The sequence below is a fragment of the Streptomyces sp. NPDC001604 genome (assembly GCF_042893475.1).
In the GTDB taxonomy this organism is placed as follows: domain Bacteria; phylum Actinomycetota; class Actinomycetes; order Streptomycetales; family Streptomycetaceae; genus Streptomyces.
The window spans coordinates 563,188-587,753 of the sequence record NZ_JBIAUY010000003.1 but is presented as its reverse complement, the minus strand read 5'-3'; the positions used below and the strand labels follow the sequence as shown (position 1 = coordinate 587,753).

Sequence of the window (24,566 nt, the reverse complement as noted above, 5' to 3'; positions counted from 1 at the left end):
CATGCTCTGCCGTGTCTGCCGTGTCCATGTGCGGCGCGACTTCCCGTACTGCCTGCACTGCGGCACCCCGCGCCGGGGTGCCGCACCGACCTCGTTCGCCGCACCCCAGCTGCGTGGCCTCGACGACCCCACGCTGCTGGTCGCGCTGACCGGCCCTGTCACCACGCTGGGCCGGGGCGACGACAACGACGTGGTCCTCTCCGACACCAGCGTCTCGCGCCGCCACGCCCGTATCGTCCGCACCGCTGAGGGCTTCCGGATCGAGGACCTGGACTCCTTCAACGGCACCGCCGTCGGCGGCGTCGACCTGCACGGCGGCGCGGCCGGCCTCGCCGACGGCTCCGAGTTGTCCATGGGCGACGTACGCCTGGTGTTCGAGCAGCCGCGCAACACCCGGATCGGCTCGCGCACGATGGTCGTCGGCACCCAGCTGACCCAGCTGCCCACCGATGGACAGGCCGGGCAGGAGGAGGCCCCCGAGGCGAACGGTCCGCTCACCGCGCGCCCCCGCCGCCGTTCCGGCTGGGCCCTCAAGCAGATACCCACCGAACGCGGCGCCCCGCGCTGGGTGCTCAGCAGCACCCGCACCGGCCGCTATCTGGAACTGGACGAGCGCCAGGTCTTCCTCTGGCACGCCGTCGACGGCGAGAACACCGTACGGGATCTGTTGTTCGCCTACGCCGACCGCTACGGCGAACTCGCCCTGCCCCGTATCGAGTCCGCGCTGGCCGCGTTCGCGGACGCCGGGCTGCTGCGCGGTCTGCCCGGGCGGCCGGAGGAGGAGCGGCCGAAGGGCTGGCGGCGGGTGGCGGGTGCCGTGTACCGGGCGCTGTTGAAGTTGGAGGTGTCCGTCCCCGGCCTCGACCGGCTGGTGACCCGGCTCTACCAGGCCTTCGGCTGGCGGCTGTTCACCCGGACCGGTGTGCTGCTGGCCTGGCTGTCGGTGGCCGGCGGCCTCGTCGCGTTCTTCGCCGCGCAGGGCCGAAACCGTCTGCTGGACTTCGGTGGAGCGGGCGTGTGGGGGCCGGTCCTGCTGGCCGCCGGATATGTGAGCGCACTGCTCGTCCACGAGCTCACGCACGCGCTGGCCGTGAAGTCGTACGGCCGCAAGGTCAGGCGCGGCGGGTTCCTGCTGATGATGGGCATGCCGTTCGCTTTCGTCGACACCAGCGACATGTGGTTCGGCTCGCGGTGGTCACGGGTCGTGGTGGCCCTTTCCGGGCCGCTGTCCACGGCGGCGCTGGCCGGCTGGTGTGCCACGGGCGCGGCCCTGCTGCCCGCGGGACCCGCCTCGGCCGTCCTCTACCACCTGGCCTTCGGCCTGTACCTGAACACCCTCTACAACTTCAACCCGCTGATGCCGCTGGACGGTTACCAGGCGCTGACCGACGCCCTACGGGTTCCCCGGCTGCGCGAGGAGGCGAGCGCCTACTTCCGTACGGGCCTGTGGCGGGACCTGCGCGCGGGCAACCGGCCCGGCCCCCGTCAGGCCGGGCTGGCCGCCTACGGCCTCGCGGTCGTCGTGGGTACCTACGGCTTCCTCGGCCTCGCCCTGTTGGCCTGGCGCTCCCGCATCGGTGACCTGCTGGACGGCCGACTGCCCGAGCCGTGGACCACGGTGATCGAGGCGGCCGTGGTCGCCCTGGTCGCCTTCCCGGTCTGGTCCGCGCCCGTGCGCTGGCTGCTGCGCCGGGTACGGCGCCGGCGGGTCGCCAAGCACGTACCGCAGCAGGCCGGGCTCCCCGCGCCGGTGGAGGGGACCGCATGACCCAGGACCTGCACACCGAGGGCGGCTGGGCCGTACCCGGATACGCGGCCGTCCGCACGCTCGGTGAGGGAGCAGGCGGCCGGGTCGTCCTCGCCCGGCACACCGCGACCGGTGTCCCCGTCGCCGTCAAGTACCTGAGCGAACGCCTGCGCGCGGACCGGGAGTTCCTGGCCCGCTTCCGCGCCGAGGCCCGACTGCTCGGCGAGCTCCGGCACCCGTGTGTGGTGCGGCTGTACGAGTACGTCGAGGCACGCGCCGGTGCTGCGATCGTGATGGAGGCGGTGGACGGCGTCAGCGTGCGCCACCTGCTGAGTCGGCACGGGGCGACCGGCCCCGAGGCCGCGCTCGTCCTGCTCAAGGGCTCCTTGCTGGGGCTGAGCGCGGCCCACACGGCCGGAGTCGTGCACCGCGACTACAAACCGGAGAACGTCCTGGTCCGTGCCGACGGCACCAGCGCGCTCGCCGACTTCGGCATCGCGGTGCGCAGTGGCCGGGAGACCGACGTCGAGGGCACGCCCGCTTATATGGCGCCGGAGCAGTGGAACGGCGAGCCGGCCGGCCCGGCGGCGGACGTCTACGCCGCGTCCGTGGTGTTCTTCGAGTGCCTGACCGGCCGACAGCCCTTTCCCGGCGACGACATGACCGCGCTGCGCCTGCAGCACCTGCGCGCACCGGCCCCGCTGGACGACGTACCCGCGCCGGTGCGTGCGCTGCTGCGCGCGGGCCTGGCGAAGGACCCGGCGGACCGGCCCGGCGTCGAGAGGCTCCTCGCCGACCTGGAACGGTCCGCCGTGGAGGGCTACGGCGCCGGCTGGGAGGAGCGCGGCCGCCGTCGGTTGGCCGAACTCGCCGCGCTGCTCGCCCTGCTGTTCCCGTTCACCACGACCGCGACGCTCGAGGGCTCGGCCAGTGCGCTGACCCTGCTGGACCGGCTGAAGCGCGGGGGGTGGAAGGTGGTGACCGGTGGGGCTGCCGCGCTGGTCGTCGTCGCGGGCGGAGCGACGTATGCGACGGGCCACCCGCACGAGACGTCGACGACGGTGGCGAGTTCGACCCCCGCACCGCTCAGCTCACCCACACCGTCCGGTACTTCACCCTCCCCGTCCACTTCGGCGAGCAGCGCCCCGCCCACGGCCGACACCTCGCCCACCCCCACCCCCTCGGACAGCCCGTCCACCTCGCCCACGCCGTCCACGGAGACGACCGCGCCGGCCGTGACGCCGAGCACCGGGTCCCCCGGCCCGGCCACGCCCGGCACGGTCACCCTCACCATCGGCTCCTGGCAGCGTGGACAGAGCCCCGGCACGCTCATCGCGGCGGTGACGGTCGAGACGACGGGCACAGGTCCGCTGACCGTCACCGCGAACTACTACGTCGACACACCCGCGGACCCGTACGGCTCCCAGTCCCGGACCCTCTCCGGAAGCACCCACTACGACGTGACCTTCGAGGCCGACTTCTCCAATCACCCGTGCCGGGGGACCTGGCAGGTCTCGCTCAGCAGCGACCCGGCGGCAGCGAACGGTCCCCAGACGGCCTCCCTCGACGCACCGCCGTGCTGACCCGGCCCCCGAGAGACCGCACTGACCTCCAGAGCCACTCCATGCCGCGACGAGAACGGATCGACATGACGACAGCCACCACAGTGGCCGGACGGCCCCTGTCCGGCTGGTCACGGGACGCCCGCCACGGCACCTGGTACGCCCTCCTCCCCGCCCGGTCCGGCGAGCGCACCCTCGGCGCGCTGCGCATCGACCGCGCCCTGCTGGCGCCCGAGGGCACGCGCGAGCGCCTGGCGGCCGCGGTGCTCGCCACGGCGAAGCTCAGGCTGCCCGGGCTGCTGGGCACGGTCGACCTCGTGGCCGAGGCCGGTGAGGTGTGGCTGCTCACGGCCCGGCCACCGGCCCCCACGCTGGCCGATGTCCTGTCGTCGGCAGGTGGCCCCCACCCGGACGCGGGCAGTGCGGCCAGCATCCTCAACGAGACCGCGCAGACCCTTCTCGCCCTGCGCGCCGCAGGCCTGCCCCACGGCCCACTCGGCCCCGACACCGTCGTGATCGCTCCGGACGGTGTCGCGCTGCTGGCCGAGGTGGAGCAGGGCGCGGTGCTGGGCGACGCGGCCGTCGTACCGGTGTCGGGCGACGCGTCGCCCGCCGATCGCCGGGCAGCAGTCGCGACCGCTGCCTGGGCCGCTTTGGCCCGTACCCTCGGCGACGCCTGGACACAGCCCAAAACCCCCGCGGCCGACCTGTTCGCCCACTGTGCCGCCACCGCCGATTCGCAGGGGCTGGCGGCGGCCCGGGACGCGCTGGTCGCCGGGCGCGCGATGCTCCCGGCGGACTTCCTGCGGCGCACGGCGCTCCGGGCGGTGGTGGCTGCGTCAACCCCGGAGTTCGCGCCGCCTGAGGCACAGGCACCGTTCGTCACGGCAGCCCCCGGTCGCCCCGACCCACGTACGGGCCCTCACCCGGCGCCGAACGCAACCGACTCCGACCCACGCCCCACAGCCCCCGAAGACCCCGCTCCCGCCGCCGACCGCTCGGCCCGCCCTGCCATCACCGTCGGTCAGCCCGCCACGGCGGCCCACGGCTCCGCAGGCCCGGACCCGCGAGCGCCACTGGCCGCCACCAGCCCCCAACCTTCCGCCGCCGATCAGATCACCACGGTCGGCCGCGCTCACCGCTCCCAAGCCGCGGACACCCAGGCAACCGTCCTCGGCAAGCGCAACCGCGTCGTCCGGTCTCCGGCAGAGGCGGGGGAGGACTCAGGCGAGATCCTGCTCCGGTTCGGCCCCGGGGTTCCGCTGGAGGAGCCGGAGGTCCTGCGCGCCCGATGGCGGACCGAGGCAGCGGTTACGGGCTCCCCTCGCTCGCGGCGTGGACGACGGGGCTGGATCGTCACCACGGGCGTCGTCGCGATCGCCGCCGTACTGCTCTGGCTGCTGCTGCGCCCGGCCGCCGCTCCCGAGGTCGTCTCCGTCCGAGTCGAAGCCCCCGCCCGGCCGTTGCACTGCGGTCAGACGGCCGACCTGATCGGTGTCGTCACCACCGACGGGCACGGCGGCCCCGTCACCTACCGGTGGCTGCGTGCGGACGGCCAGGACTCGGGCGAACTGGTCCGCACCGCCGATCGCGGTGAGCGCCGGGTCAAGGTGCACCTGCGCTGGACGGTCCGTGGTTCCGGCCGCTTCCGGGGGACCGCCCGCCTGAGGATCACTCACCAGCCGGCCCCGATGGAGGCGAAGGCGAGCTTCACGTACGTCTGTCCCTGAGGCGTCCCTTCTTGAGGCATCTGTCCCTGAGGCATCTGTCCCTGAGGCGTGTGTCCTTGGGCATGTCGTCGGCGTGAGCCGCGTCGCATCGGAGCGGGCAAGGTTGCTATGCAACGAGTTGCAATAGCAAGATCGGCAGCATGGCGCTCGAACACGCGATCTTGGTGTCGCTTCTGGAGAAGCCAGGATCCGGCTACGAGCTGGCCCGGCGCTTCGAGCGGTCCATCGGGTACTTCTGGACCGCGACCCACCAACAGATCTATCGCGTGCTCAAGCGCATGGAGAACGACGGCTGGATCGACGTCCGGGAGGTGCCGCAGCAGGGCCGGCCGGACAAGAAGGAGTACTCCGTCGCCGACCTCGGCCGGGCCGCGCTGTCCTCCTGGCTGCAGGACCCGATCGAACCGGAGAGCGTCCGCCACGACCTGGCCGTGAAGATCCGCGGCGCCGCCTTCGACGATCCGGCCGCCCTGATCAGCGAGGTGGAGCGACACCGGCAGGCGCACCGGGACCGGCTGGCGCACTATCTCGCAGGAGAGGTGCGCGACTTCACGCCCGAAGCAGGCACGGCCGGTCCAGCCGGTCCTGGTGCGCCCCTCGACGCGGAGCGGGAGCTCCAGCACGTCGTCCTGCGTGGCGGCATCGCGTACGAGCGGATGATGATCGACTGGCTGGACGACGTGCTCGCCACGCTGGCCCGGTTCGGTCCCGACCACTGACCGCGCCGCTCCCTCCCGATCCCCCGCTCCTCCCGATTTCCCGATCCGATCAGAGCCGTCCAGCCGTCCAGCCGTCCAGCCGTCCGACTCCCGTTTCCCACCCGTCCACCAGCCGAAAGGCGTCATCCCATGGCCGACCAGCTGCTGTTCAACCCGCGCACCTACGACCCCGCGCACTTCGACCCCGAGACGCGGCGCCTGCTGCGTGCCACCGTCGACTGGTTCGAGGAGCGCGGGAAGAGCCGGCTGATCGAGGACTACCGGACCCGCGCCTGGCTCGGCGACTTCCTCGCCTTCGCAGCGAAGGAGAACCTGTTCGCCACGTTCCTGACGCCGTCGTCCGCCGCGGGGGAGGAGGAATCCGACAAGCGGTGGGACACCGGCCGGATCGCCGCGCTCAACGAGATCCTCGGCTTCTACGGCCTGGACTACTGGTACGCCTGGCAGGTCACGATCCTCGGCCTCGGCCCGGTATGGCAGAGCGACAACGCCGACGCACGCGCCCGCGCCGCTGAACTCCTCGCCCAGGGCGAGGTGTTCGCCTTCGGCCTGTCCGAGAAGGCCCACGGCGCCGACATCTACTCCACCGACATGCTGCTCGAGCCCGACGGCAACGGCGGCTTCCGCGCCACCGGCTCCAAGTACTACATCGGCAACGGCAACGCCGCCGGACTCGTCTCGGTCTTCGGCCGCCGTACCGACGTCGAGGGCCCCGACGGCTATGTGTTCTTCGCCGCCGACAGCCGCCATCCGGCCTATCACCTGGTCAAGAACGTCGTCGACTCCTCGAAGTTCGTCAGCGAGTTCCGCCTGGAGGACTACCCCGTGGCGGCCGAGGACGTCCTGCACACCGGCCGGGCCGCCTTCGACGCCGCGCTCAACACCGTGAACGTCGGCAAGTTCAACCTGTGCACCGCCTCGATCGGCATCTGCGAGCACGCGATGTACGAGGCCGTCACCCACGCCCACAACCGCATCCTCTACGGCCGTCCCGTCACCGCCTTCCCGCATGTGCGGCGCGAGCTGACCGACGCGTACGTGCGGCTCGTCGGCATGAAGCTGTTCAGCGACCGCGCCGTCGACTACTTCCGCTCCGCCGGCCCCGACGACCGCCGCTACCTCCTCTTCAACCCCATGACGAAGATGAAGGTGACCACGGAGGGCGAGAAGGTCATCGACCTCATGTGGGACGTCATCGCGGCCAAGGGCTTCGAGAAGGACAACTACTTCGCCCAGGCGGCCGTGGAGATCCGCGGCCTTCCGAAGCTGGAGGGCACGGTCCACGTCAACCTGGCGCTGATCCTCAAATTCCTGCGCAGCCACCTCCTCGACCCGGTCGACTACCCCGCCGTACCGACCCGCCTCGACGCGGCCGACGACGACTTCCTCTTCCGGCAGGGACCGGCCCGTGGCCTCGGCTCGGTGCGCTTCCACGACTGGCGGCCCGCCTTCGACACGTACGCGCACCTGCCCAATGTGACCCGCTTCCGCGAACAGGCCGACGCACTCTGCGAGTTCGTCGCCACCGCCGCGCCCGACGCGGAGCAGAGCCGGGACCTCGACCTCCTCCTCGCGGTCGGTCAGCTCTTCGCCCTCGTCGTGCACGGACAGCTCGTCCTGGAGCAGGCCGCCCTGACCGGCCTCGACGAGGACGTGCTCGACGAACTCTTCGCGGTCCTGGTACGGGACTTCTCCGCGCACGCCGTCGAACTGCACGGCAAGGACTCGGCGACCGAACAGCAGCAGGAGTGGGCGCTCGGTTCGATCCGGCGGCCCGTCGTCGACGAGGCACGCACGGAGCGGGTCTGGCAGCGGGTCGAGGCGCTGTCCGGCGCGTACGAGATGGCCCCGTAGGCGCGCACCGCGACGACGTTTGGGCGGCCTTCGGTGCAGCTCAGCGGGCCGGGCGGCGGGATCCGCCGCCCGGCCGACTGCAGGGCCTCTCAGGCGGGTTCCTCCCCGGCGTCCGGCTCCGCCGAGGCCAGAGCAGTCGCCGGATCCCGGCAAGCCGCTCCGGCGGGCACCCAGCGGCCCCGCTCCTTGCGATACGGCCACCAACGCCCGTCCCGTCCCAGGCGCAGTTGGGCCGGTGCGCCGACGACCGTCCACCGGTTGCCGCTCGCCCGCAGCGACGGTCGCTCGTCCTCGTCCCAGGCCGACTCCAGGGCGGCACGCGCGCGTGCGAGAGCCTCGCCCGAGACGGTCCACTCCTCCTCCAGCACGGACAGCGCGGCCGCCCCTCCGAGGTGCCACGCGCGCGTGGCGCGCGCCAGCCCCTGCCGGTCGCGTCCAGACCCCTCGGCCAGCCGGTCCACCACAGCCGTCTCACCGCCTCCTGCGGCAAGACGGACCGCATCCTGCGCGAGCGTCAACTCCTCGTCAGGGGCGTTCGGTTCGGCCTGGGAACGGAGAGCCTCGGCGAGCAGGCGGTGTGCCTCTGCGGCGGTTCGCGCGGCCAGATACTGCAGGGCGGCCGGGTCCACGCCCGGCCCGGGCGGGGCCTCGGTGTCCAGGGACGGCGGTACACCGGGTTCCGTGGGCAGCTCCGGCGGGGTGGGCAGGGGCGGCAGGATGCCGCCGGTCCTGTACGCCTCGGCGGCGTCCACCCCCTCCGGCTCGGCCGGCTCCTCCGTGGGCGTGGTGCCGCGGGCCTGGAGGTCGCCCAGCAGGGCTCGTTCGCCCCGGCCGCGGATCAGCAGCAGCACGAGGGGATCCTGGTCCAGGAGCCGCGCCACCTGGTAGCACAGGGCCGCCGTGTGCCCGCAGTGGTCCCAGGCGCCGCAGTCGCACTCCGGCTCCAGATCGCCCATGCCCGGCAGCAGTTCGACGCCCGCGGCCGCCGCGTCCTCGACCAGATGCGGTGGCATCTCGTGGTCCAGCAGCGCCGCGACATGTCCGGCCCGCTCGACCGTCATGTCCAGGAACCGGTCCCACTGTTCACCGTCCAGCTCCTCCAGCAGGACGTCGGCCCGGTGAGGCGTGCCACCGCGGCTCTGGACCACTGCCGTGATACGTCCCGGGCGTACGGACACCGCGCCCACGCACCCCGCGCGCGCCAGTCTGCGACCCGCTTTGAGCTGTTGGGAGTCGAGCGCCGTGTCCTCCAGGGCTTTGAGCCAGGCCTGGCCCCACCAGGTGTGGGCAAACCCGCGCCCGTGCGCGGGCGGCAGCGCGGCGAACGTACGTTCCATGTTCTGGTCGTGCCGGTTCATCGGGCGCCCCCTCGCAGTTCCACCAGATCGGCCAGCTCCGCGTCCGTCAGCTCCGTGAGCGCGGCCTCGCCGGAGCCCAGCACCGCGTCGGCCAGCTCCCGCTTGCGGTCGAGCATGTCGGCGATCCGGTCCTCGACGGTCCCCTCCGCGATCAGCTTGTGGACCTGCACGGGCCGGGTCTGACCGATGCGGTACGCACGGTCGGTGGCCTGCGCCTCGACGGCGGGGTTCCACCAGCGGTCGTAGTGCACGACGTGTTCGGCCCGCGTCAGGTTCAGTCCGGTGCCCGCGGCCTTCAACGACAGCAGGAAGACGGGGACTTCACCGTCCTGGAAGCGCCGCACCATCGCCTCGCGTTCGGCGACGGGAGTCCCGCCGTGCAGGAACTGCGAGGTGACGCCACGGGCCGTCAGGTGCCGTTCGATGAGGCGCGCCATGCGCACGTACTGCGTGAAGACCAGAACGCTCGCCCCCTCGGAGAGGATAGTGTCGAGGAGCTCGTCCAGCAGCTCCAGCTTCCCCGAACGACCGTCGATCCGCGGCCGTTCCTCCTTCAGGAACTGTGCCGGGTGGTTGCAGATCTGCTTCAGCCCTGTCAGCAGCTTCACGATCAGTCCGCGCCGCTCCATGCTGTCGGCCGCGGAGATCTCCGCGAGCGTCTCGCGCACCAACGCCTCGTACAAATACGCCTGTTCCTTGGTCAGGGACACCGCACGGTCGGTCTCGGTCTTCGGCGGCAGCTCCGGCGCGATCCCCGGATCCGACTTGCGGCGGCGCAGCAGGAACGGCCGTACGAGTCGGGCGAGCCGCTCCGCGGCGGCCGGGTCCCGGCCGCCCTCGACGGCCTGCGCGTACCGCGTTCGGAAGGTGCCGAGCCGGCCCAGCAGCCCGGGAGTCGTCCAGTCGAGGATCGCCCACAGCTCGGAGAGGTTGTTCTCCACCGGGGTCCCGGTGAGCGCCACGCGTGCGCGTGCACCGATGGAACGAAGCTCCCGTGCGGTCGCCGAGTACGGGTTCTTCACATGCTGCGCCTCGTCCGCCACGACCATGCCCCACGGCATCTCGCCGAGCCGACGCGCGTCCAGTCGCATCGTCCCGTACGTGGTGAGCACGAACTCCCCGTCGGCCACCGCGTCCAGACTGCGTCGCGCCCCGTGGAAGCGGCGCACGGGCGTGCCGGGTGCGAACCTCTCGATCTCGCGCTGCCAGTTGCCCATCAGCGACGTCGGGCACACCACGAGGGTGGGACCGGCCGTCGCCGCCTCGCTCTGCCGGTGCAGATGCAGCGCGATCAGCGTGATCGTCTTGCCGAGCCCCATGTCGTCGGCCAGACAGCAGCCCAGACCCAGGGACGTCATCCGGGCCAGCCAACCGAGGCCCCGGCGCTGGTAGTCGCGCAGGGTGGCCGCGAGCGCGGCAGGCTGCGCGACAGGCTCCTGCGCCTCCGGGGCCGCGAGCCGTTCCCGCAGGGCCGCCAGCCACCCCGTGGGCTGTACGTCGACCCGGTGGCCGTCGACCTCCGTCGAGCCCGTCAGCGCGGCTCCGAGCGCGTCGATGGGTGTGATCTTGCGGTCCTGCTGGGCGCGGGCGCGCTTCGCCTCCCGGGGGTCGACGAGGACCCATTGGCCGCGCAGACGCACGACGGGCCGGCCTGCCTCGGCGAGCCGGTCCAGCTCCGCGCGCGTGAGCTGCTCTTCGCCCAGGGCGAACCGCCAGTTGAAGGCGAGCAGCGCGTCGGCTGACAGGAACGACGGCGTGTCCGAGGCGCCCCGGCCGGCCACCGGCTCCTCGTCCGGCGGGCCGATGACCGCGCGTGCGGTCAGCGTACGGGCCAGTTCCTTCGGCCAGTGCACCTCGACTCCGGCCGCAGCGAGGTCCCGGGCGCCCGGTCCGAGCAGTTCGGTGACCTCCTCGTCGGCGAGTTCGACGGCGTCCGGCACGCTCGCCGACAGCAGGGGCGTCAGCGGCGGCCAGGACCGAGCCGCCCGGCGCAGCGCGAGCAGGGCGTCCATCCGCGCGCGCGGACCGAAACCCCGGCCCCCGTCTCCGGATGCGCCCCACACCTCGGAAGCGTCCGTCATCAGCGCCGGATCACTGACGCTGTGCACCTGCAGCACGGCCCGGAACGGCCCCGCGGCATCCTCCTGCGCCAGCTCGGCAAGGCCGGGGACCTCGATCCGCAGCGAGAGCCGTACGCCCGTGTCGTGGCCCGCGGCGACATCGGCGGCCCACGCCCGTTGCCCGGGCATGTGCTGCGGTGCCTGCGCCGCGTAGGCGGGCCCGCCCGTCACCAGGAAGGCCGCGGTAGAGCGCGGCAGCGTGTCGGCCACCGCGTCCAGGAAGGCCCGCAGCAGCCCTTCCGGGGTGGGCAGCCGCAGCGGCTCGGAACCGCCCACCGGGATGGCGTGCGCCTCGGGCGGCATCGCGGCGGCCAGCCCACGGATGCGGTCGACGTCGTCCGGGGGCAGGGGGCCGACACGCCAGGCGTCGTGATCGCCGGGGGACAGACCCGGCAACAGCAGCCCCCGTGCGAGGAGTTGGAGGGCCAGCACGGCTGCCGAGCCCCAGAAGGCGGCCCCCCGGTGTGCGTGTCCATCGGTACGCGCGCGCGTGAGGACCGGAAGTGCCGCCCGCACCGGCAGCAGGACGGCGGGAACCTGCACCAGCTCGACGCCGTCGCCGTCGGGCAGGACGACGGCCACATCCTCGGCGGACCCGGCCGCGTTGGGCGGAGGGACGCTGCCGTCGGGCCGCCAGAAGGCGACCCTGCCGGTGCGGGCCGGGTCACCGGGCACGAAAACGGCGCAGCAGCGAGCCAGTTCGGAGATCTCGGACGGTGGTGCCGAAGGGATCCTCTGCACAGCGAAGCCGCATTCCTCAAATTTGACTACTGGGTCGGGGTCGCCGAGGGTACAGCATTCGGCGGGCCGCCGGGACACGACCGGACCGCCCGCCCCGGCCGTCCCGCTTCTGCAGTGTTGCCGGCCCCCCGACCCGCCACCGGCTGACCCCCGCCCGTACACGGGTGGTGGCGCCATGGTCGCAACAGGTCGTCGCTTCGTACGTTTCCTCAGGTCAGCCCGTTGCCCGACAGAGCCGGAGACCGGACATGCCCGAGCCCACCACAGCCGTAGCCGAGCCCCCTCGGGGAACGCGCGATGCACCGACCGCGGGAAGCGAGTTCGCGCCCCTTCTGCGCACCGTCCGGGGCCAGGGGCTCCTGCAACGGCGTCGCACCTGGTACGCGGTCACCATCGCCACCAACGCACTCGCCCTCGCCGGCATCGTCACGGGCATCGTCCTGACCGGCGATTCCTGGTGGTCGCTGCTCCTGGCGCCGCTGCTCGCCGTGTTCGGCGCCCGCACGGCCTTCATCGGCCACGACGCGGGCCACTCCCAGATAACCTCCGACAAGTCGGCGGCCCGGGTCATCGGCCTGATCCACGGCAACCTCCTCCTGGGCATGAGCTACGCCTGGTGGAACGACAAGCACAACCGCCACCACGCCAACCCCAACCACATCGACAAGGACCCGGACGTCGTCGCCGACGTCCTCGTCTTCACCGGGGCACAGGCCACGGAGCGCTCTGGCTTCCGCCGCCGGCTGACGCGCAACCAGGCCTGGCTCTTCTTCCCCCTCACCCTCCTCGAAGGCGTCGCCCTGAAGATCCACGGCTTCCAGGACCTGCGCCGGCAGACACCCCGGGAGCGCGCGGTGGAGGGCCTGCTGCTGGTGACCCACGTCGCCGCCTACGCGACCCTGCTGCTCACCTCCCTCTCCCCGGGCAAGGCCCTCGCGTTCACCGCCCTCCACCAGGCGCTGTTCGGCCTGCACCTGGGACTGGCCTTCGCCCCCAACCACAAGGGCATGGAGATGCCCGACCCGAACGGCGAGCGCTGGGGACATCTGCACCGGCAGGTGCTCACCTCGCGCAACATCCGCGGCGGCATCCTGACCGACTGGTTCCTCGGCGGCCTCAACTACCAGATCGAGCACCACCTTTTCCCCAGCATGCCCCGCCCCCATCTCCGGCTCGCCCAGCCCCTGGTGCGCGCCCACTGCCGGGAGTCGGGCATTCCCTACGCGGAGACCGGACTCGTCGACTCCTACCGGCAGGCCCTGAGTCACCTGCATGCAGTAGGGGAGCCTCTCAGGGCGGAATGACGGACAGTGTTCTCAGGGACGAGTCGGGGTCGCACCTCCGGGACGTCTCAGGGTCGTGGTCCGGAACCGCGGGAGGCACGGGCCCGTTTTCAGGACAGAGAGCGGCACAGGCCGCGAAGGAGGCGACGTACATGTCGAACAACGCGAAGATCGCCATAGGAGGTGTGGCGCTCGGGCTCTTCCTGTGGATCTGGCTGCCCTTCTGGGCAGTGGTCCTGATCGTCCTCGGAATCCCGACCGCCGCATACCTCACGCTGGACCCCTCGCAGCGGCGCAGGCTGCGCCGCATCACCCGCAAGGAGCTCGGCCGCTGAAGCACTACCGCACGGGATCGGCCCGGTCGGCCAGCGCGCAGGAGTCGACCACATCGCCGTCCGTGGGCCGTGCGACGGTGTGGTCCGCGGGCGGCTGGGTGCCCGTCTCCACCCAGGAGACCAGCGCGTCGAACGCCGAGCGGTAGCAGGGCAGGATCGGCCGCAGCCGGTCCGGATAGGTGTCGTACAGCCCGTCGACGTGCGTGCCGCCCTGGATCGTGTAGTAGCGGTGCAGCGCACCTCGTCCGCGCGCGGCCACCATGCGCGCGTACACGTCCGAGTCGGCGGCCTTGGGCAGCAGCGCGTCCAGGTCGCCGTGCAGCGTGATCAGCGGCCGGCCGATGCGCCCCGTGAGGGCCACGCGGGCCGCGGCGCGATGGACGGACGCGGGCCGCGACGCATAGTCGTACACCGCGTCGGCGGGGCAGGGCGCCAGGATCTGCTCAGCGGTGCTGCCGGCGGACGTGCCGGGGCAGCCGGGGTCGTACGCCGGGTCGAACTCGGCGCGGTAGATCTTCTGGGTGACGCCCCAGTACGCCTTCTCGTGGTACGGCCACAGAAACTCCGAGCCATGCGCGAAGCCCACCGCGTACAGGTCCTCGTCCCGCGCCCGGCCCAGCGTCCGTGCCACCGCCGTCGGCAGCGAGGTGAGCAGGCTCGGGCCCTCCGCGGTCCACAGCGCGCCCTCCCAGTCCACGCCGCCGTCGTACAGCTCCGGGTGGTTCTCCAGCTGCCAGCGGGTGAGATAGCCGCCGTTGGAGATGCCGGTCATGTACGTGCGGCGGGGTGCTTGCCCGTATCGCTGGGCCACCGCCCGCTTGGCGGCCCGGGTGAGCTGAGTGGTCCGCGCGTTCCACTCGGCGACCGCGTCACCGGGCCGGGACCCGTCGCGGTAGAAGTCGGCACCGCTGTTGCCCTTGTCGGTCGCCGCGTACGCGTACCCCTGGGCGATCACCTGGTCCGAGATCGCCGTGTCCGTCGCGTACTGCCTGCGCGTGCCGGGGGCGCCGGTGACCACCAGGCCGCCGTTCCAGTGGTCGGGCAACCGGATCACGAACTGCGCGTCGTGCCGCCGGCCATGCGTGGTGTTGAAGTGCGAGGCGTCCGGGAAATAACCGTCGATCTGCACCCCGGGAACCCCGGACGGGGTACGGGTCGCCCTGGCCGTCAGCCCCGCCTGATCAGCCATGTCGGTGTACGGCGTACCGGCGAGCCCGGTCGTGGTCAGGTCGGGCAGACAGGCGCTCTGCTGGAAGGCGGCGCCCGGCACGTGCACCCGCTCCTGGTGGACACAGTGATCCTCGCCCACGGCCGTGGCCCGGGCGGGAGCCGGCCAGGTGAGGGCTGCTGTCACCAGGGCGGCGGCAGCGAGCGGAACACCGCGGGACGGACGCATGACGGACCTCCGGGGCAGGACGGCAGGGAACAGCGCCCGCAAAGGAGTGGGCGCCGACGGCTGCCCCATCGTGCGGTCAGGCCCCCACCGCATCCATGGGCTGGGACCACATGGAACGCGCCCGCCACATGGCGGCTGAGAACAGGGGCCGTGGGTGAAGTGCCGTACGAGGCAAGGAGATCGGTGCCATGCCGCCCGGCGGACGCTTCACCGCAGCGCCGATGGTCGCGCCCCTGCCGTCGCAGAGTCTGCCCTGACGGCGTCTCGCCCGGCCGACGCCGCGGAACACGCCCGTACACCCAAGGCCTTGGTTGCCCTGCTGCATGAGGCACACGCGCCAGACGCGCCCGTCAGGACCCGCGCGCCCCGCCAGAACAGCCTGTAGGGCGCCGGTCCGCGCTGACTCAGATGGGCCGCACGGCCATCTTCTCGAGCGCCTCCAGCAGACCCGGCAGCTCCGGTCCGCGGCCGACCGGCAGCACCTCGCCGGGCTCCGCGTCGAGCAGTACGAACGCGATGTCGTCGGTCCGGGCGACGAGCGACCAGCCCGGACCGTCGGCACGCAGGGTCCGCGCGTCACCCGGGGCGAATGACGACCGGACGCGGCCGAGGGGCGGCGGAGTGTCCACGTACGCGCGCGCCTCGGCGAGCACCCGCCGGACCCCGCCGTGTCCCGGCTGAGCGTCCGCCTGCCCGCCCGCCGCGGCCGGAGCATCCTCCTTGTTCGCGTCCTCGGAGGCCCGGTCCGCACTCGGGAAGGCGGAGTCGTCTATCTGCTCCCGCCACAACGCCCACTGCAGCGCGATCTCGTCGGCGCCCAGGCGCCGCTGAGCCGGCCCCCACCTGCTGGTGTCCGGTGGCGTCAACGGCGGTCCGTCCGCCACCTCGGGGTCGGGATCGTGCGGCTCGGGTACACCGGGAGCCGCCACGGCGACCGCCAGGGGCCAGCCCGGCAGTGCGGCGACGACCGAGCGCTCGTCCGGCGACAGGTCGTATTCCATCCCGCAGTCCCAGGAGGCGATCGCGACGGCGACCAGCGACACGTCGTCGACCACGACCGTCCACCGGGCGCCGTCACCGTCCTGGCCGAGCACCAGGCCGTATCCGTCGGCGAGCGGGGCGAGGCCGAGTGCCGCGCAGGCTTCCGGATAGTCGTCGCCCAGCACGCTCGGGAACTTCGCCGGCGTCAGAAGTACCGCCGTGAGCACATACAGCGCATCGTCCGCGGCGGCGACGGCGTCCTCGTCCGTCCCGGCCATCCCAGCCTCCCCATCGATTCATCCGATCGCGCGCACCCTAGTGCGAGCGGAAGCAGCTTGTCACGACTCACAAGTGCACCCGGAGCTGCAGTTTTCCGGCTGGACGGGGCGAATCGACCGCACCTGACCCGACGCGTCAGGCCGCCGGGAGGCCCAGAAGCGCCCGGGCCACCGTCCTCGGCGACTCGTCGCGCTCCCGCGCGAGCGCAATGACGGCCCGGCACGCCAGCTCGTTGACCCCGAACGACAGCGCCTCCGGGGACACCCAGCCTGCCGCCTCCTCGATCCGGTCCTGGTCGTCCTCCGCGCACGCCGAGACATACGCGGCCGCCGCTTCGAAAAGATTGTGTGTACGTTTGTCCCGGCCGTTGTCGATGTCCGCGCGAACGGCGTTGAGAAATCTCGCACAGGACTTGCGCACCCTGCCCAACATGCTGACCACCTTCCCCCTGCGTGGTTGCCTGGCCGATCGTTCATCTCCTGCTGTTCAACGTAGAGTTGGACCTCCTGCGGCAGAAGAGGGAGGCTCCGGTGAAGCGCTTCCAGCGGCTCGAACAGATCCGGCGGATGGACCCCCACAAGGACGCCTCCGAGATCTACCGGCTCAGCGCGGCCTACGAGTTCCCCTGGGACTTCACCCGTTCCCTCGAGCTGGCCCTGTACCGCACCTACGCCGTACCCAGCATCGGGCGGCTGCTCGCCGAGACGTCGGAACTCACCCGGCGGACCCAGAAGCGCTACGACGACACCACCCTCCTCCTCGACGCCGTCGTGGAGCACGGCTTCGGCAGCCCACAGGCCGACACGGCGATCCGCCGCATCAACCAGATGCACCGCAGCTACGACATCGCCAACGACGACATGCGCTACGTGCTGTGCACCTTCGTCGTGATGCCCAAGCGTTGGATCGACGCGTACGGATGGCGCCGGCTGTCGCGCCATGAGACCGTCGCCTCCGCTGTCCACCACCGCACCCTGGGCCGGTACCTGGGCATCAGGGACATTCCCGAGTCCTACGAGGAGTTCGAGGCCTGCCTCGACGCCTATGAAGAGGCCCACTTCGACTGGGACGAGGACGCGCGCCGCGTCTCCGACGCCACCCTCGCGCTGATGGCCTCCTGGTACCCGCGCCCGCTCGCCCCCCTCCTGCGCACTTCGACGCTCGCCCTGCTCGACGACCACCTCCTGAGCGCCTTCCGCTACCCGCCCCCGAACGCCGCCACCCGCGCACTGGTGCGCCGCGCGGTACGGGCGCGCGGACGTGTCGTGCGCCTCCTTCCGCCCCGGCGCGCGCCGCACTACGCGCGGCAGAACTGGGAGGTCAAGAGCTACCCGAACGGCTACGAGCTGAACGAGCTGGGCACCCGCCCGGTTCCCGGTCTACGGGGATGTCCCGTCCGGCGTGCCGACGGATCAGCCGTCGAGTGACCCGATCGTCTCCCGCAGCCAGGTGAGTTCGGCCCGGGACGTGGCCCGCGCGATGGTCAGCAGCCCGCGGCGGAAGGGATCGTCCAGTTCTTCGGCGCGCAGCGGCCGGTCCCCCTCGTAGAAGAAGCTCGCCGGTTCCTCCAGGAAGGCCAGCCTGCGCCGGAGCACGGCCGCCTGCGCCGCAGGGTCGTCGAGGTGGCGCAGGAAGGCGAGCATGGTGAACCACCGGTTCTCGTCGGTGATGTCGCGCCGGTCGGGTTCGGCGAGCCGCCGGCGCAACTCGCCTCTGCCGTCCTCGGTGAGCGTCAGGACGTGACGCGGGGCGGCCACGGCGCCGGGTTCCGTGGCGCGCGCCAGCAGACCCGCCTTCTCCATGCGCTTGATCGCCGGGTACAGCGTGCTCTCGGCGACGGGTTTCACATGGCCCGTCAGCGCGGTGATGCGTTTGCGCAGCTCGTAGCCGTGCAGCGGGGCGTCGTAGAGGAATCCGAGGATGGCCAGCTCCAGCATGCCCGTATTCTCGCGTACGCACGCTGTACATCGCCAACTCCATATATCGCTTCCGCAATACATCGGAAGCGAGGTATCTTCCTGTGAGTCGAGAGTGACCGTCGGCGCATGAGGGAGGACGCAATGAAGCAGGCCGAGTTCGACGGCAAGGGGAGCTGCATCCGCTGGACGGAGACGCCCGGCGAGGAACCCGCGCGCGTGTATGTGCACGGCTTGGGTTCCATGTCGGCCGTGTACCACGCGCACATCGCGGCCCGCCCCGAGCTCGCCGGCCGGCGCAGCCTGTTCGTCGACCTGCCCGGGCACGGCATCAGCGACCGCCCGGAACACTTCGGCTACACCCTCCAGGAGCACGCCGACGCCCTGGCCGCCGCCCTGGACGCGAGCGGTCTGACCGCGGCGGAACTGGTGGCGCACAGCATGGGCGGCGCCGTCGCGATCGTGCTCGCCCACCGGCGGCCCGACCTGGTCGCCCGGCTGGTCCTCACGGAGGCCAACCTCGACGCCTTCCCGCCGCCCACCGCGGGCAGCAGCGGCATCGCCGCCCACGAGGAGGATGCGTTCGTCGGCGGCGCGCACGCACGCGTGCTGGAAGAGATCGGCCCCCTGTGGGCGGCGACCATGCGGCTGGCAGATCCGCGTGCCCTGCACCGCTCGGCCGTCGGCCTGCGGCGCGGCTCCGAGCCCGTCATGCGCAGCATCCTCGAACGGCTGCCGATCGAGCGCGTCTACCTGCAGGGCGAGCTGAGCGGTGAACTTGCGGGCAGGCAGTCCCTGGAGGCGGCGGGGGTGCGGGTGGTGACGGTGGCCGGTGCGGGCCACAACGTCATGTTCGACAACCCCGACGCCTTCGCAGCGGCCGTCGCGGGCCGCTGCTGAGGCTCAGCCTTCCCGTACGGCCAGCGCCAGAAAGCGGGCGTCCTCATCGATGTACGAGGTCATACGCCAGCCCGAACCGGCCAGCAGCGGACGGAGGTTGGGCTCCGCACGCAGATCGTTCGGAGTGATCTCGCGGCCTTGGCGTGCCGCCAGTGCCGCCCGGCCGATGGGGTGGAACAGCGCCAGTGTGCCGCCGGGGCGGACGACGCGGGCCAACTCCCGCAGGTTCTCCGACGGCTGGGGCAGATGAGCGATCAGCCCGGCGGCGAACACGGCGTCCAGCGTCCCGGACCGCAGCGGCAGTGCGGCGACGTCGGCGAGCAGCAGGCGCCCGTCATGGCTCCTTCCGGCCCGTACGGCGGCCTGGAGCATGGCGGGGGTCAGATCGGCTCCGACGACCACTCCGGAGGGCCCCACGGCGGCGCGCAGCGGCGTCAGGGCCCGCCCGGTGCCGCAGCCCGCGTCGAGCACCCGGTCACCCTCGCGCAAGCCGAGTTCGGCGACCGCGGCGGCGTAGGCGGGACCGTCGTCGGGGAACCGGCTGTCCCAGTCGGCAGCGCGGGCGCCGAAGAAATCCTGGACATGTGTGTGGTCGTCGCTCATGTTTCGCATGATCCCTCACCGAAACGGATGGGCGCTGCTGCGCACACGTTCGAGCGGGGCGCGATCGTTCAGGTACCTCTCTGCGTCATATTCCAACACCTTTCGAAATGCGCGCCCTTGGTGCGCCTCTGTCAGGACTAGCGTCCCGGGGCCATGGGACACCTGGACCACGCCACCTTCGGCTGGCTTACCCCCGTGCTGTCGTACGTGATGGCCTGTATAGGCGCCGCGCTGGGACTGCGCTGCACCGTCCGTGCGCTGGGCGCCACCGGGCGCTCGCGCCGCAACTGGCTGATCACGGCCGCCTCCGCCATCGGCACCGGCATCTGGACCATGCACTTCGTGGCCATGCTCGGCTTCGGCGTCAGCGGCACCGACATTCGCTACGACGTGCCACTCACCATCGTGAGCCTGCTCGTCGCCATGATCGTGGTCTGGGCCGGCGTCTTCGCCGTCGGCTACAGCCGTGACCGCACCCGCGCGCTCCTCCTCGGCGGACTCACCACCGGGGTCGGCGTCGCGAGCATGCACTATCTGGGCATGGCCGCGGTGCGGCTGCACGGCCACGTCAGCTACGACCCGGCCCTCGTGGCACTCTCCGTCCTGATCGCCGTCGTCGCGGCGACGGCGGCCCTGTGGGCGGGGCTCAACATCAAGTCGCCCATCGCCGTCACCGTCGCCTCGCTGATCATGGGCGCGGCGGTGACCAGCATGCACTACACCGCGATGTTCGCGGTACGCGTCCACGTCACACCGTCCGGCCACACGCTGCCCGGCGCCACGGCGATGCAGTTCATCTTCCCCCTCGCCGTCGGCCTCGGCTCCTACCTGTTCCTGACCTCGGCCTTCGTCGCGCTGTCGCCGACGACCGGGGAGCGCGAGGCATCCGCCTCGGCCCAGCGGCCGGTCGAGAGCGCCGTCGCCCACTAGCGACGGCCCGGCCCGCCCCCGACCACTCCCGAGCGAGGAGGCCATGCGTACACCCCGTAGGACCCCCAGCCCCAGCCCAGAGGCGCCGCCCCCGCCTCCCGTGCGCGGCCGTCGCGCCCACGCCGGCCCGCCCGCCGACGAGGTCCTGGACGAGCCCGCGGGCGCGGCGCCGGCCGACGCACCCGCGCCCGGGAGCCGCTGGCGGATACGGCCGCGCACCGTCCGCGCCAAGATCGTGTGCCTGCTGATGGTCCCGGTCGTCTCACTGCTGGCCCTGTGGGCTTACGCCACCGTCAGCACCGCCCAGGACGTCGCCCGGCTACGGCAGTTGCAGCGCGTCGACGCCCAGATCCGCACCCCGGTCGCCACGGCCGTCGCCGCACTGCAGGCCGAGCGCTCGGCCGCGGTGCGCTCCGCGACCGCCCCCTCGGCCGGACGCAGCGACGACTACGAGAAGCTCGCGGACCGCACCGACCAGGCCGTGGCAGGGCTGCGGCTCGGGGACCACAACACCGTCGCCGACAGCGAGGAACTGCCCTCCGGCGTGGCCCAGCGGCTCAAGACCTTCGTCACCGGTGCCGAACAACTGCGGTCCTTGCGCACCGCGGTGCTCGACCGCCGCGTGAACTGGGCCACGGCGTACGGGCAGTACACCAAGACCATCAACAGCGCCTTCGCGGTGGGCGGCGCGCTCACCGGCATCCAGGACGCCGATCTGGGCTCCGACGCGCGCGTGCTCCTCGAATTCTCCCGTGCCGGCGAGGCGTTGGCCCAGGAGGACTCGGTGCTCTCGGGTGCCCGCCTGACCCGTGGACTCAGCGGCGAGCGGCTGCGGCTGTTCACCGGCGCCGTCGACACCCGCCGCACGCTCACCGAGGCCGCCGTCGCCGACCTGAGCGGCCCCGAGCGCACCGCCTGGCGCACCCTCGCCGGGGGCAGTGACTACGCTGCCCTGGGCCGCACGGAGGACCGGATCCTCACCGCCGCCCCGGGCGGACGCGCGATCGCCGCCGCACCCGAAGCCACCTGGAACACTGCGCACGCGCGCGTGCAGGACGGCATGCGGACCATCGAACAGGACGCCGGGCGCAGTGTCGCGCACCGCGCCGACCCGTTCACCCGCGGCCTGCTCACCCCGGCCGGCGCCGCCGTGCTCCTCGGCCTCGCCGCGGTGGCCGCCTCGCTCGTCATCTCGGTCCGCATCGGACGCGGCCTCGTCGTCGAACTGGTCAGCCTGCGCAACAGCGCCCTGGAGATCGCCCGCCGCAACCTCCCCGAGGCCATGCGGAAACTGCGGGCCGGCGAGGAGATCGACATCCAGGCCGAGGCCCCACCGGGACCGCCCGCCGAGGACGAGACCGGACAGGTCGCCGAGGCCCTCACCACGGTCCACCGCGCCGCCCTGCGCGCCGCGGTCGAGCGCGCCGAACTCGCCAGCGGCATCTCCGGGGTCTTCGTCAACCTCGCCCGCCGCAGTCAGGTCCTCGTGCACCGCCAACTGAGCCTCCTCGACAGCATGGAGCGCCGCTCCGACGACCCGAACGAGCTCAGCGACCTCTTCCGCCTCGACCACCTCACCACCCGTATGCGGCGCCACGCCGAGAGCCTGATCATCCTCTCCGGAGCGGCACCCGGCCGGGCCTGGCGCATGCCGGTCTCGCTGACCAACGTGGTGCGCGCGGCCGTGTCGGAGGTCGAGGACTACGCGCGTGTGGAGGTGCGACAGCTCCCCGAGGCCGCCGTCGTGGGCTCGGCCGTCGCCGACCTCACCCACCTCCTGGCGGAGGTCGTCGAGAACGCGGCCCAGTTCTCGCCGCCCCACACGCGCGTGCGCATCATCGGCGAACCCGTCGGCAACGGCTATGTGATCGAGGTCGAGGACCGCGGCCTGGGCATGGGCGCGGAAACCCTCACCGAGGCCAACCGTCGCATCGAACAGTCCGAGGCCCTCGACCTCTTCGACAGCGACCGGCTCGGCCTCTTCGTGGTCAGCAGGCTCGCGGCCCGCCACGGCATCAAGGTGCACCTGCGCACCTCCCCCTACGGCGGCACCACCGCGGTCGTCCTGCTGCCCACCGCCCTGCTGCACGGCGGCGCGGCGGAACGTTCCCCCGGCAAGGCAGCGGACCCGCAGCGGCCGACGGAACGCGAGTACGCGCGCGTGCCCGGTGGCGCCCCGCACCAGGACTCCGTCCCGGCGACGACCGGTCGGCCGGCGCTGGTGGCCCACGCACCGGTCGCGGTGGACACGACGTCCGACACCCCACCCCCCGGAGTCACCACCTTGCGCCTGCACCGTCCCCCGGAGGACACCGAAGAGTCCGACGACCTGCCCCGCCGCGTACGCCAGGCAAGTCTCGCCCCCCAACTGCGCGAACAGCGCCCCGAGGAGCCCGCCCACCCGCAGGCCTCCGCCCGCGACGACCGCCGTACCCCCGAGATCGTGCGGGATCGCATGGCTGCCTACCGCGACGGCTGGAAACGCGGCGGCGGCAGGCAACCCGGCCGCGGCGTGGGACCGGACCCCACACCGCGCAGCGACAGCAGCGAAGGAGACCGCGCATGATCCAGGACCCGAGCACCAGCGCCGACCGGCGATCCGGGGAACTCGACTGGCTGCTGGACGACTTGGTGCTGCGTGTGAGCGAAGTACGGCACGCCGTGGTGCTCTCCAACGACGGACTCGCCGTGGGCGCCTCTTCCGACCTGCGCCGCGAGGACGCGGAACACCTCGCCGCCGTGGCCTCCGGCTTCCACAGCCTGGCCAAGGGCGCGGGACGGCACTTCGGCGCCGGCGGGGTGCGCCAGACCATGGTGGAGATGGACGACGGCTTCCTGTTCGTGGCCGCCGCGGGCGACGGCTCCTGCCTCGCCGTACTCACCGCCGTCAGCGCCGACATCGGCCTGGTCGCCTACGAGATGGCACGACTGGTCAAACGCGTCGGCGAGCACCTGTACACGCCGACCCGTGTCGCTGCGCGGCCGCCGGCCGCCCGATGAGACGCGAGGGTGGCGCGCGCACATGAACGCGGACAGCACCGGCACCCCTCCCGAGCCGGGCAGCCAGTGGTACGACGGCGAGGCCGGGCCCCTCGTCCGCCCGTACGCCATGACGGGCGGACGCACCAGGCCCGGCCCCACCGGGGTCCGCTTCGACCTGATCGCCCTGGTCACCCTGGACTCGGGCGCACCCGGCGTCGACGAGGACACCGGGCTCGGGCCGGAACACCGGGCCCTGATCGACCTGTGCCGCACCGAGACCCAGTCCGTCGCCGAACTCGCCGCGGGCGCCGACCTGCCCGTGGGCGTGGTCCGGGTACTCCTGGGCGACCTGTTGGAACTCGGCTGCGTCACCGTCAGCCGTCCCGTACCGCCCGCGCAGCTTCCTGACGAGCGGATTCTGCGCGAGGTGATCGCAGGGCTACGGGCCTTGTAGATGTCAGTTCACCACCACCCGGTCCCGTACGGGGCAACCCGGTACTCCCGAGAGAAGTGATCGATGGTCTCCGAGCACTCCGACGCGCAGGACGGCGAGACGGCCGCACTGGCGTTGAAGATCCTGGTCGCCGGTGGATTCGGCGTGGGCAAGACCACCCTGGTGGGCGCGGTCAGCGAGATCAGGCCGCTGCGCACCGAGGAACTGCTCAGCGAGGCAGGCCAGTTGGTGGACGACACCGACGGCGTGGACCAGAAGGTCACCACGACCGTCGCCATGGACTTCGGACGCATCACCATCAGGTCCGGCCTGTCCCTGTACCTCTTCGGCACACCGGGCCAGGACCGCTTCTGGTTCCTGTGGGACGAACTGTCGCAAGGAGCCCTGGGTGCCGTGGTCCTCGCAGACACCCGGCGCCTGGAGGACTGCTTCCCGGCGGTGGACTACTTCGAGCACCGGCACATCCCGTTCGTGGTCGCCGTCAACTGCTTCACTGGCGCCCGCACCTACGGCGCCCAGGACGTCTCACGCGCCCTCGACCTCGACCGGGGAACACCCGTGGTGCTGTGCGACGCCCGTGACCGCGACTCGGGCAAGGAAGTGCTGATCCGGCTCGTCGAGTACGCCGGGCGGATGCACACCGCCCGGCTCCTCGACTCGGTCGGCTGACGGACGA

The 24,566-nt window shown here is 72.2% G+C and carries 21 protein-coding genes; 14 read left to right on the top strand and 7 right to left on the bottom strand.

What is annotated here, in order from left to right; all coding sequences use genetic code 11:
* Window position 1: 1 nt before the first annotated feature.
* From ACFY1E_RS12070 to ACFY1E_RS12050, 5 genes are all read left to right on the top strand, one after another.
* Window positions 2-1,768, top strand: coding sequence for an FHA domain-containing protein (locus ACFY1E_RS12070; protein ID WP_389074414.1), 1,767 nt, complete (start codon window positions 2-4; stop codon window positions 1,766-1,768).
* Window positions 1,765-3,330 (top strand): serine/threonine-protein kinase, encoded by a 1,566-nt coding sequence (locus tag ACFY1E_RS12065; RefSeq protein ID WP_389074413.1) that lies wholly within the window; start codon window positions 1,765-1,767, stop codon window positions 3,328-3,330. The genes ACFY1E_RS12070 and ACFY1E_RS12065 overlap by 4 nt, the downstream gene beginning before the upstream one ends.
* Window positions 3,331-3,395: 65 nt before the next feature.
* Window positions 3,396-5,039 carry a hypothetical protein gene (locus ACFY1E_RS12060; protein WP_389074411.1) on the top strand — a complete coding sequence of 548 codons (1,644 nt, stop codon included), beginning with the start codon at window positions 3,396-3,398 and terminating at the stop codon, window positions 5,037-5,039.
* A gap of 140 nt (window positions 5,040-5,179) precedes the next feature.
* Window positions 5,180-5,758: a PadR family transcriptional regulator gene (locus tag ACFY1E_RS12055; RefSeq protein WP_389074410.1), complete on the top strand. Its 579-nt coding sequence runs from the start codon at window positions 5,180-5,182 to the stop codon at window positions 5,756-5,758.
* A gap of 129 nt (window positions 5,759-5,887) precedes the next feature.
* Window positions 5,888-7,612 carry an acyl-CoA dehydrogenase family protein gene (locus ACFY1E_RS12050; protein ID WP_389074409.1) on the top strand — a complete coding sequence of 575 codons (1,725 nt, stop codon included), beginning with the start codon at window positions 5,888-5,890 and terminating at the stop codon, window positions 7,610-7,612.
* A gap of 89 nt (window positions 7,613-7,701) precedes the next feature.
* Here ACFY1E_RS12050 and ACFY1E_RS12045 read toward each other — a convergent pair whose 3' ends face one another.
* Both ACFY1E_RS12045 and ACFY1E_RS12040 read right to left on the bottom strand, forming a co-directional pair.
* A complete protein-coding gene (locus tag ACFY1E_RS12045) occupies window positions 7,702-8,970 on the bottom strand; it encodes an SWF or SNF family helicase (RefSeq protein ID WP_389074406.1) in 1,269 nt (422 codons plus the stop codon).
* Window positions 8,967-11,831 (bottom strand): DEAD/DEAH box helicase, encoded by a 2,865-nt coding sequence (locus tag ACFY1E_RS12040; RefSeq protein WP_389074404.1) that lies wholly within the window; start codon window positions 11,829-11,831, stop codon window positions 8,967-8,969. The genes ACFY1E_RS12045 and ACFY1E_RS12040 overlap by 4 nt, the downstream gene beginning before the upstream one ends.
* Window positions 11,832-12,079: 248 nt before the next feature.
* Between ACFY1E_RS12040 and ACFY1E_RS12035 the strand changes: the two genes are divergently transcribed.
* Both ACFY1E_RS12035 and ACFY1E_RS12030 read left to right on the top strand, forming a co-directional pair.
* Entirely contained in the window at window positions 12,080-13,135 is a 1,056-nt protein-coding gene (locus ACFY1E_RS12035) for a fatty acid desaturase family protein (RefSeq protein WP_389074401.1), read from the top strand.
* Between the two features lie 131 nt (window positions 13,136-13,266).
* Window positions 13,267-13,449, top strand: a complete 183-nt coding sequence (locus ACFY1E_RS12030; protein WP_030931554.1) for a hypothetical protein — start codon at window positions 13,267-13,269, stop codon at window positions 13,447-13,449.
* A 4-nt stretch (window positions 13,450-13,453) separates the two neighbouring features.
* On the opposite strand, the gene ACFY1E_RS12025 is transcribed toward ACFY1E_RS12030, so the two are convergent.
* The 3 genes from ACFY1E_RS12025 to ACFY1E_RS12015 form a co-directional block, all read right to left on the bottom strand.
* Window positions 13,454-14,845 carry a tannase/feruloyl esterase family alpha/beta hydrolase gene (locus ACFY1E_RS12025; RefSeq protein ID WP_389074399.1) on the bottom strand — a complete coding sequence of 464 codons (1,392 nt, stop codon included), beginning with the start codon at window positions 14,843-14,845 and terminating at the stop codon, window positions 13,454-13,456.
* A 404-nt stretch (window positions 14,846-15,249) separates the two neighbouring features.
* Window positions 15,250-16,104, bottom strand: a complete 855-nt coding sequence (locus ACFY1E_RS12020) for a hypothetical protein (protein ID WP_389074396.1) — start codon at window positions 16,102-16,104, stop codon at window positions 15,250-15,252.
* Window positions 16,105-16,240: 136 nt separating this feature from the next.
* Window positions 16,241-16,537: a hypothetical protein gene (locus ACFY1E_RS12015; RefSeq protein ID WP_389074394.1), complete on the bottom strand. Its 297-nt coding sequence runs from the start codon at window positions 16,535-16,537 to the stop codon at window positions 16,241-16,243.
* Between the two features lie 98 nt (window positions 16,538-16,635).
* On the opposite strand from ACFY1E_RS12015, the gene ACFY1E_RS12010 reads away from it, so the two are divergent.
* Window positions 16,636-17,532, top strand: coding sequence for an oxygenase MpaB family protein (locus ACFY1E_RS12010; RefSeq protein ID WP_389074392.1), 897 nt, complete (start codon window positions 16,636-16,638; stop codon window positions 17,530-17,532).
* On the opposite strand, the gene ACFY1E_RS12005 is transcribed toward ACFY1E_RS12010, so the two are convergent.
* Entirely contained in the window at window positions 17,518-18,042 is a 525-nt protein-coding gene (locus ACFY1E_RS12005) for a PadR family transcriptional regulator (protein ID WP_389074389.1), read from the bottom strand. The genes ACFY1E_RS12010 and ACFY1E_RS12005 overlap by 15 nt on opposite strands.
* Window positions 18,043-18,165: 123 nt before the next feature.
* Between ACFY1E_RS12005 and ACFY1E_RS12000 the strand changes: the two genes are divergently transcribed.
* On the top strand, window positions 18,166-18,921 hold the full coding sequence (locus tag ACFY1E_RS12000; RefSeq protein WP_389074915.1) for an alpha/beta fold hydrolase: 756 nt from the start codon (window positions 18,166-18,168) through the stop codon (window positions 18,919-18,921).
* Window positions 18,922-18,924: 3 nt separating this feature from the next.
* On the opposite strand, the gene ACFY1E_RS11995 is transcribed toward ACFY1E_RS12000, so the two are convergent.
* Window positions 18,925-19,524 carry a class I SAM-dependent methyltransferase gene (locus tag ACFY1E_RS11995; protein ID WP_389074387.1) on the bottom strand — a complete coding sequence of 200 codons (600 nt, stop codon included), beginning with the start codon at window positions 19,522-19,524 and terminating at the stop codon, window positions 18,925-18,927.
* A gap of 153 nt (window positions 19,525-19,677) precedes the next feature.
* Here ACFY1E_RS11995 and ACFY1E_RS11990 point away from each other — a divergent pair, with 153 nt between their 5' ends.
* The 5 genes from ACFY1E_RS11990 to ACFY1E_RS11970 all read left to right on the top strand — a co-directional run bounded on the left by ACFY1E_RS11990 (window position 19,678) and on the right by ACFY1E_RS11970 (window position 24,559).
* Window positions 19,678-20,454: an MHYT domain-containing protein gene (locus tag ACFY1E_RS11990; RefSeq protein ID WP_389074384.1), complete on the top strand. Its 777-nt coding sequence runs from the start codon at window positions 19,678-19,680 to the stop codon at window positions 20,452-20,454.
* 43 nt (window positions 20,455-20,497) lie between these two features.
* Window positions 20,498-23,020 carry a nitrate- and nitrite sensing domain-containing protein gene (locus ACFY1E_RS11985; RefSeq protein WP_389074382.1) on the top strand — a complete coding sequence of 841 codons (2,523 nt, stop codon included), beginning with the start codon at window positions 20,498-20,500 and terminating at the stop codon, window positions 23,018-23,020.
* The gene (locus ACFY1E_RS11980; RefSeq protein WP_389074379.1) at window positions 23,017-23,454 is read left to right on the top strand and encodes a roadblock/LC7 domain-containing protein; all 438 of its coding nucleotides are present in this window, start codon (window positions 23,017-23,019) and stop codon (window positions 23,452-23,454) included. Before ACFY1E_RS11985 ends, ACFY1E_RS11980 begins: the two co-directional genes overlap by 4 nt.
* Window positions 23,455-23,476: 22 nt before the next feature.
* Window positions 23,477-23,890: a DUF742 domain-containing protein gene (locus ACFY1E_RS11975; protein ID WP_389074377.1), complete on the top strand. Its 414-nt coding sequence runs from the start codon at window positions 23,477-23,479 to the stop codon at window positions 23,888-23,890.
* Window positions 23,891-23,953: 63 nt separating this feature from the next.
* Complete coding sequence (locus ACFY1E_RS11970; protein WP_115914234.1) at window positions 23,954-24,559, top strand: ATP/GTP-binding protein; 606 nt, start codon at window positions 23,954-23,956, stop codon at window positions 24,557-24,559.
* Window positions 24,560-24,566: the final 7 nt, after the last annotated feature.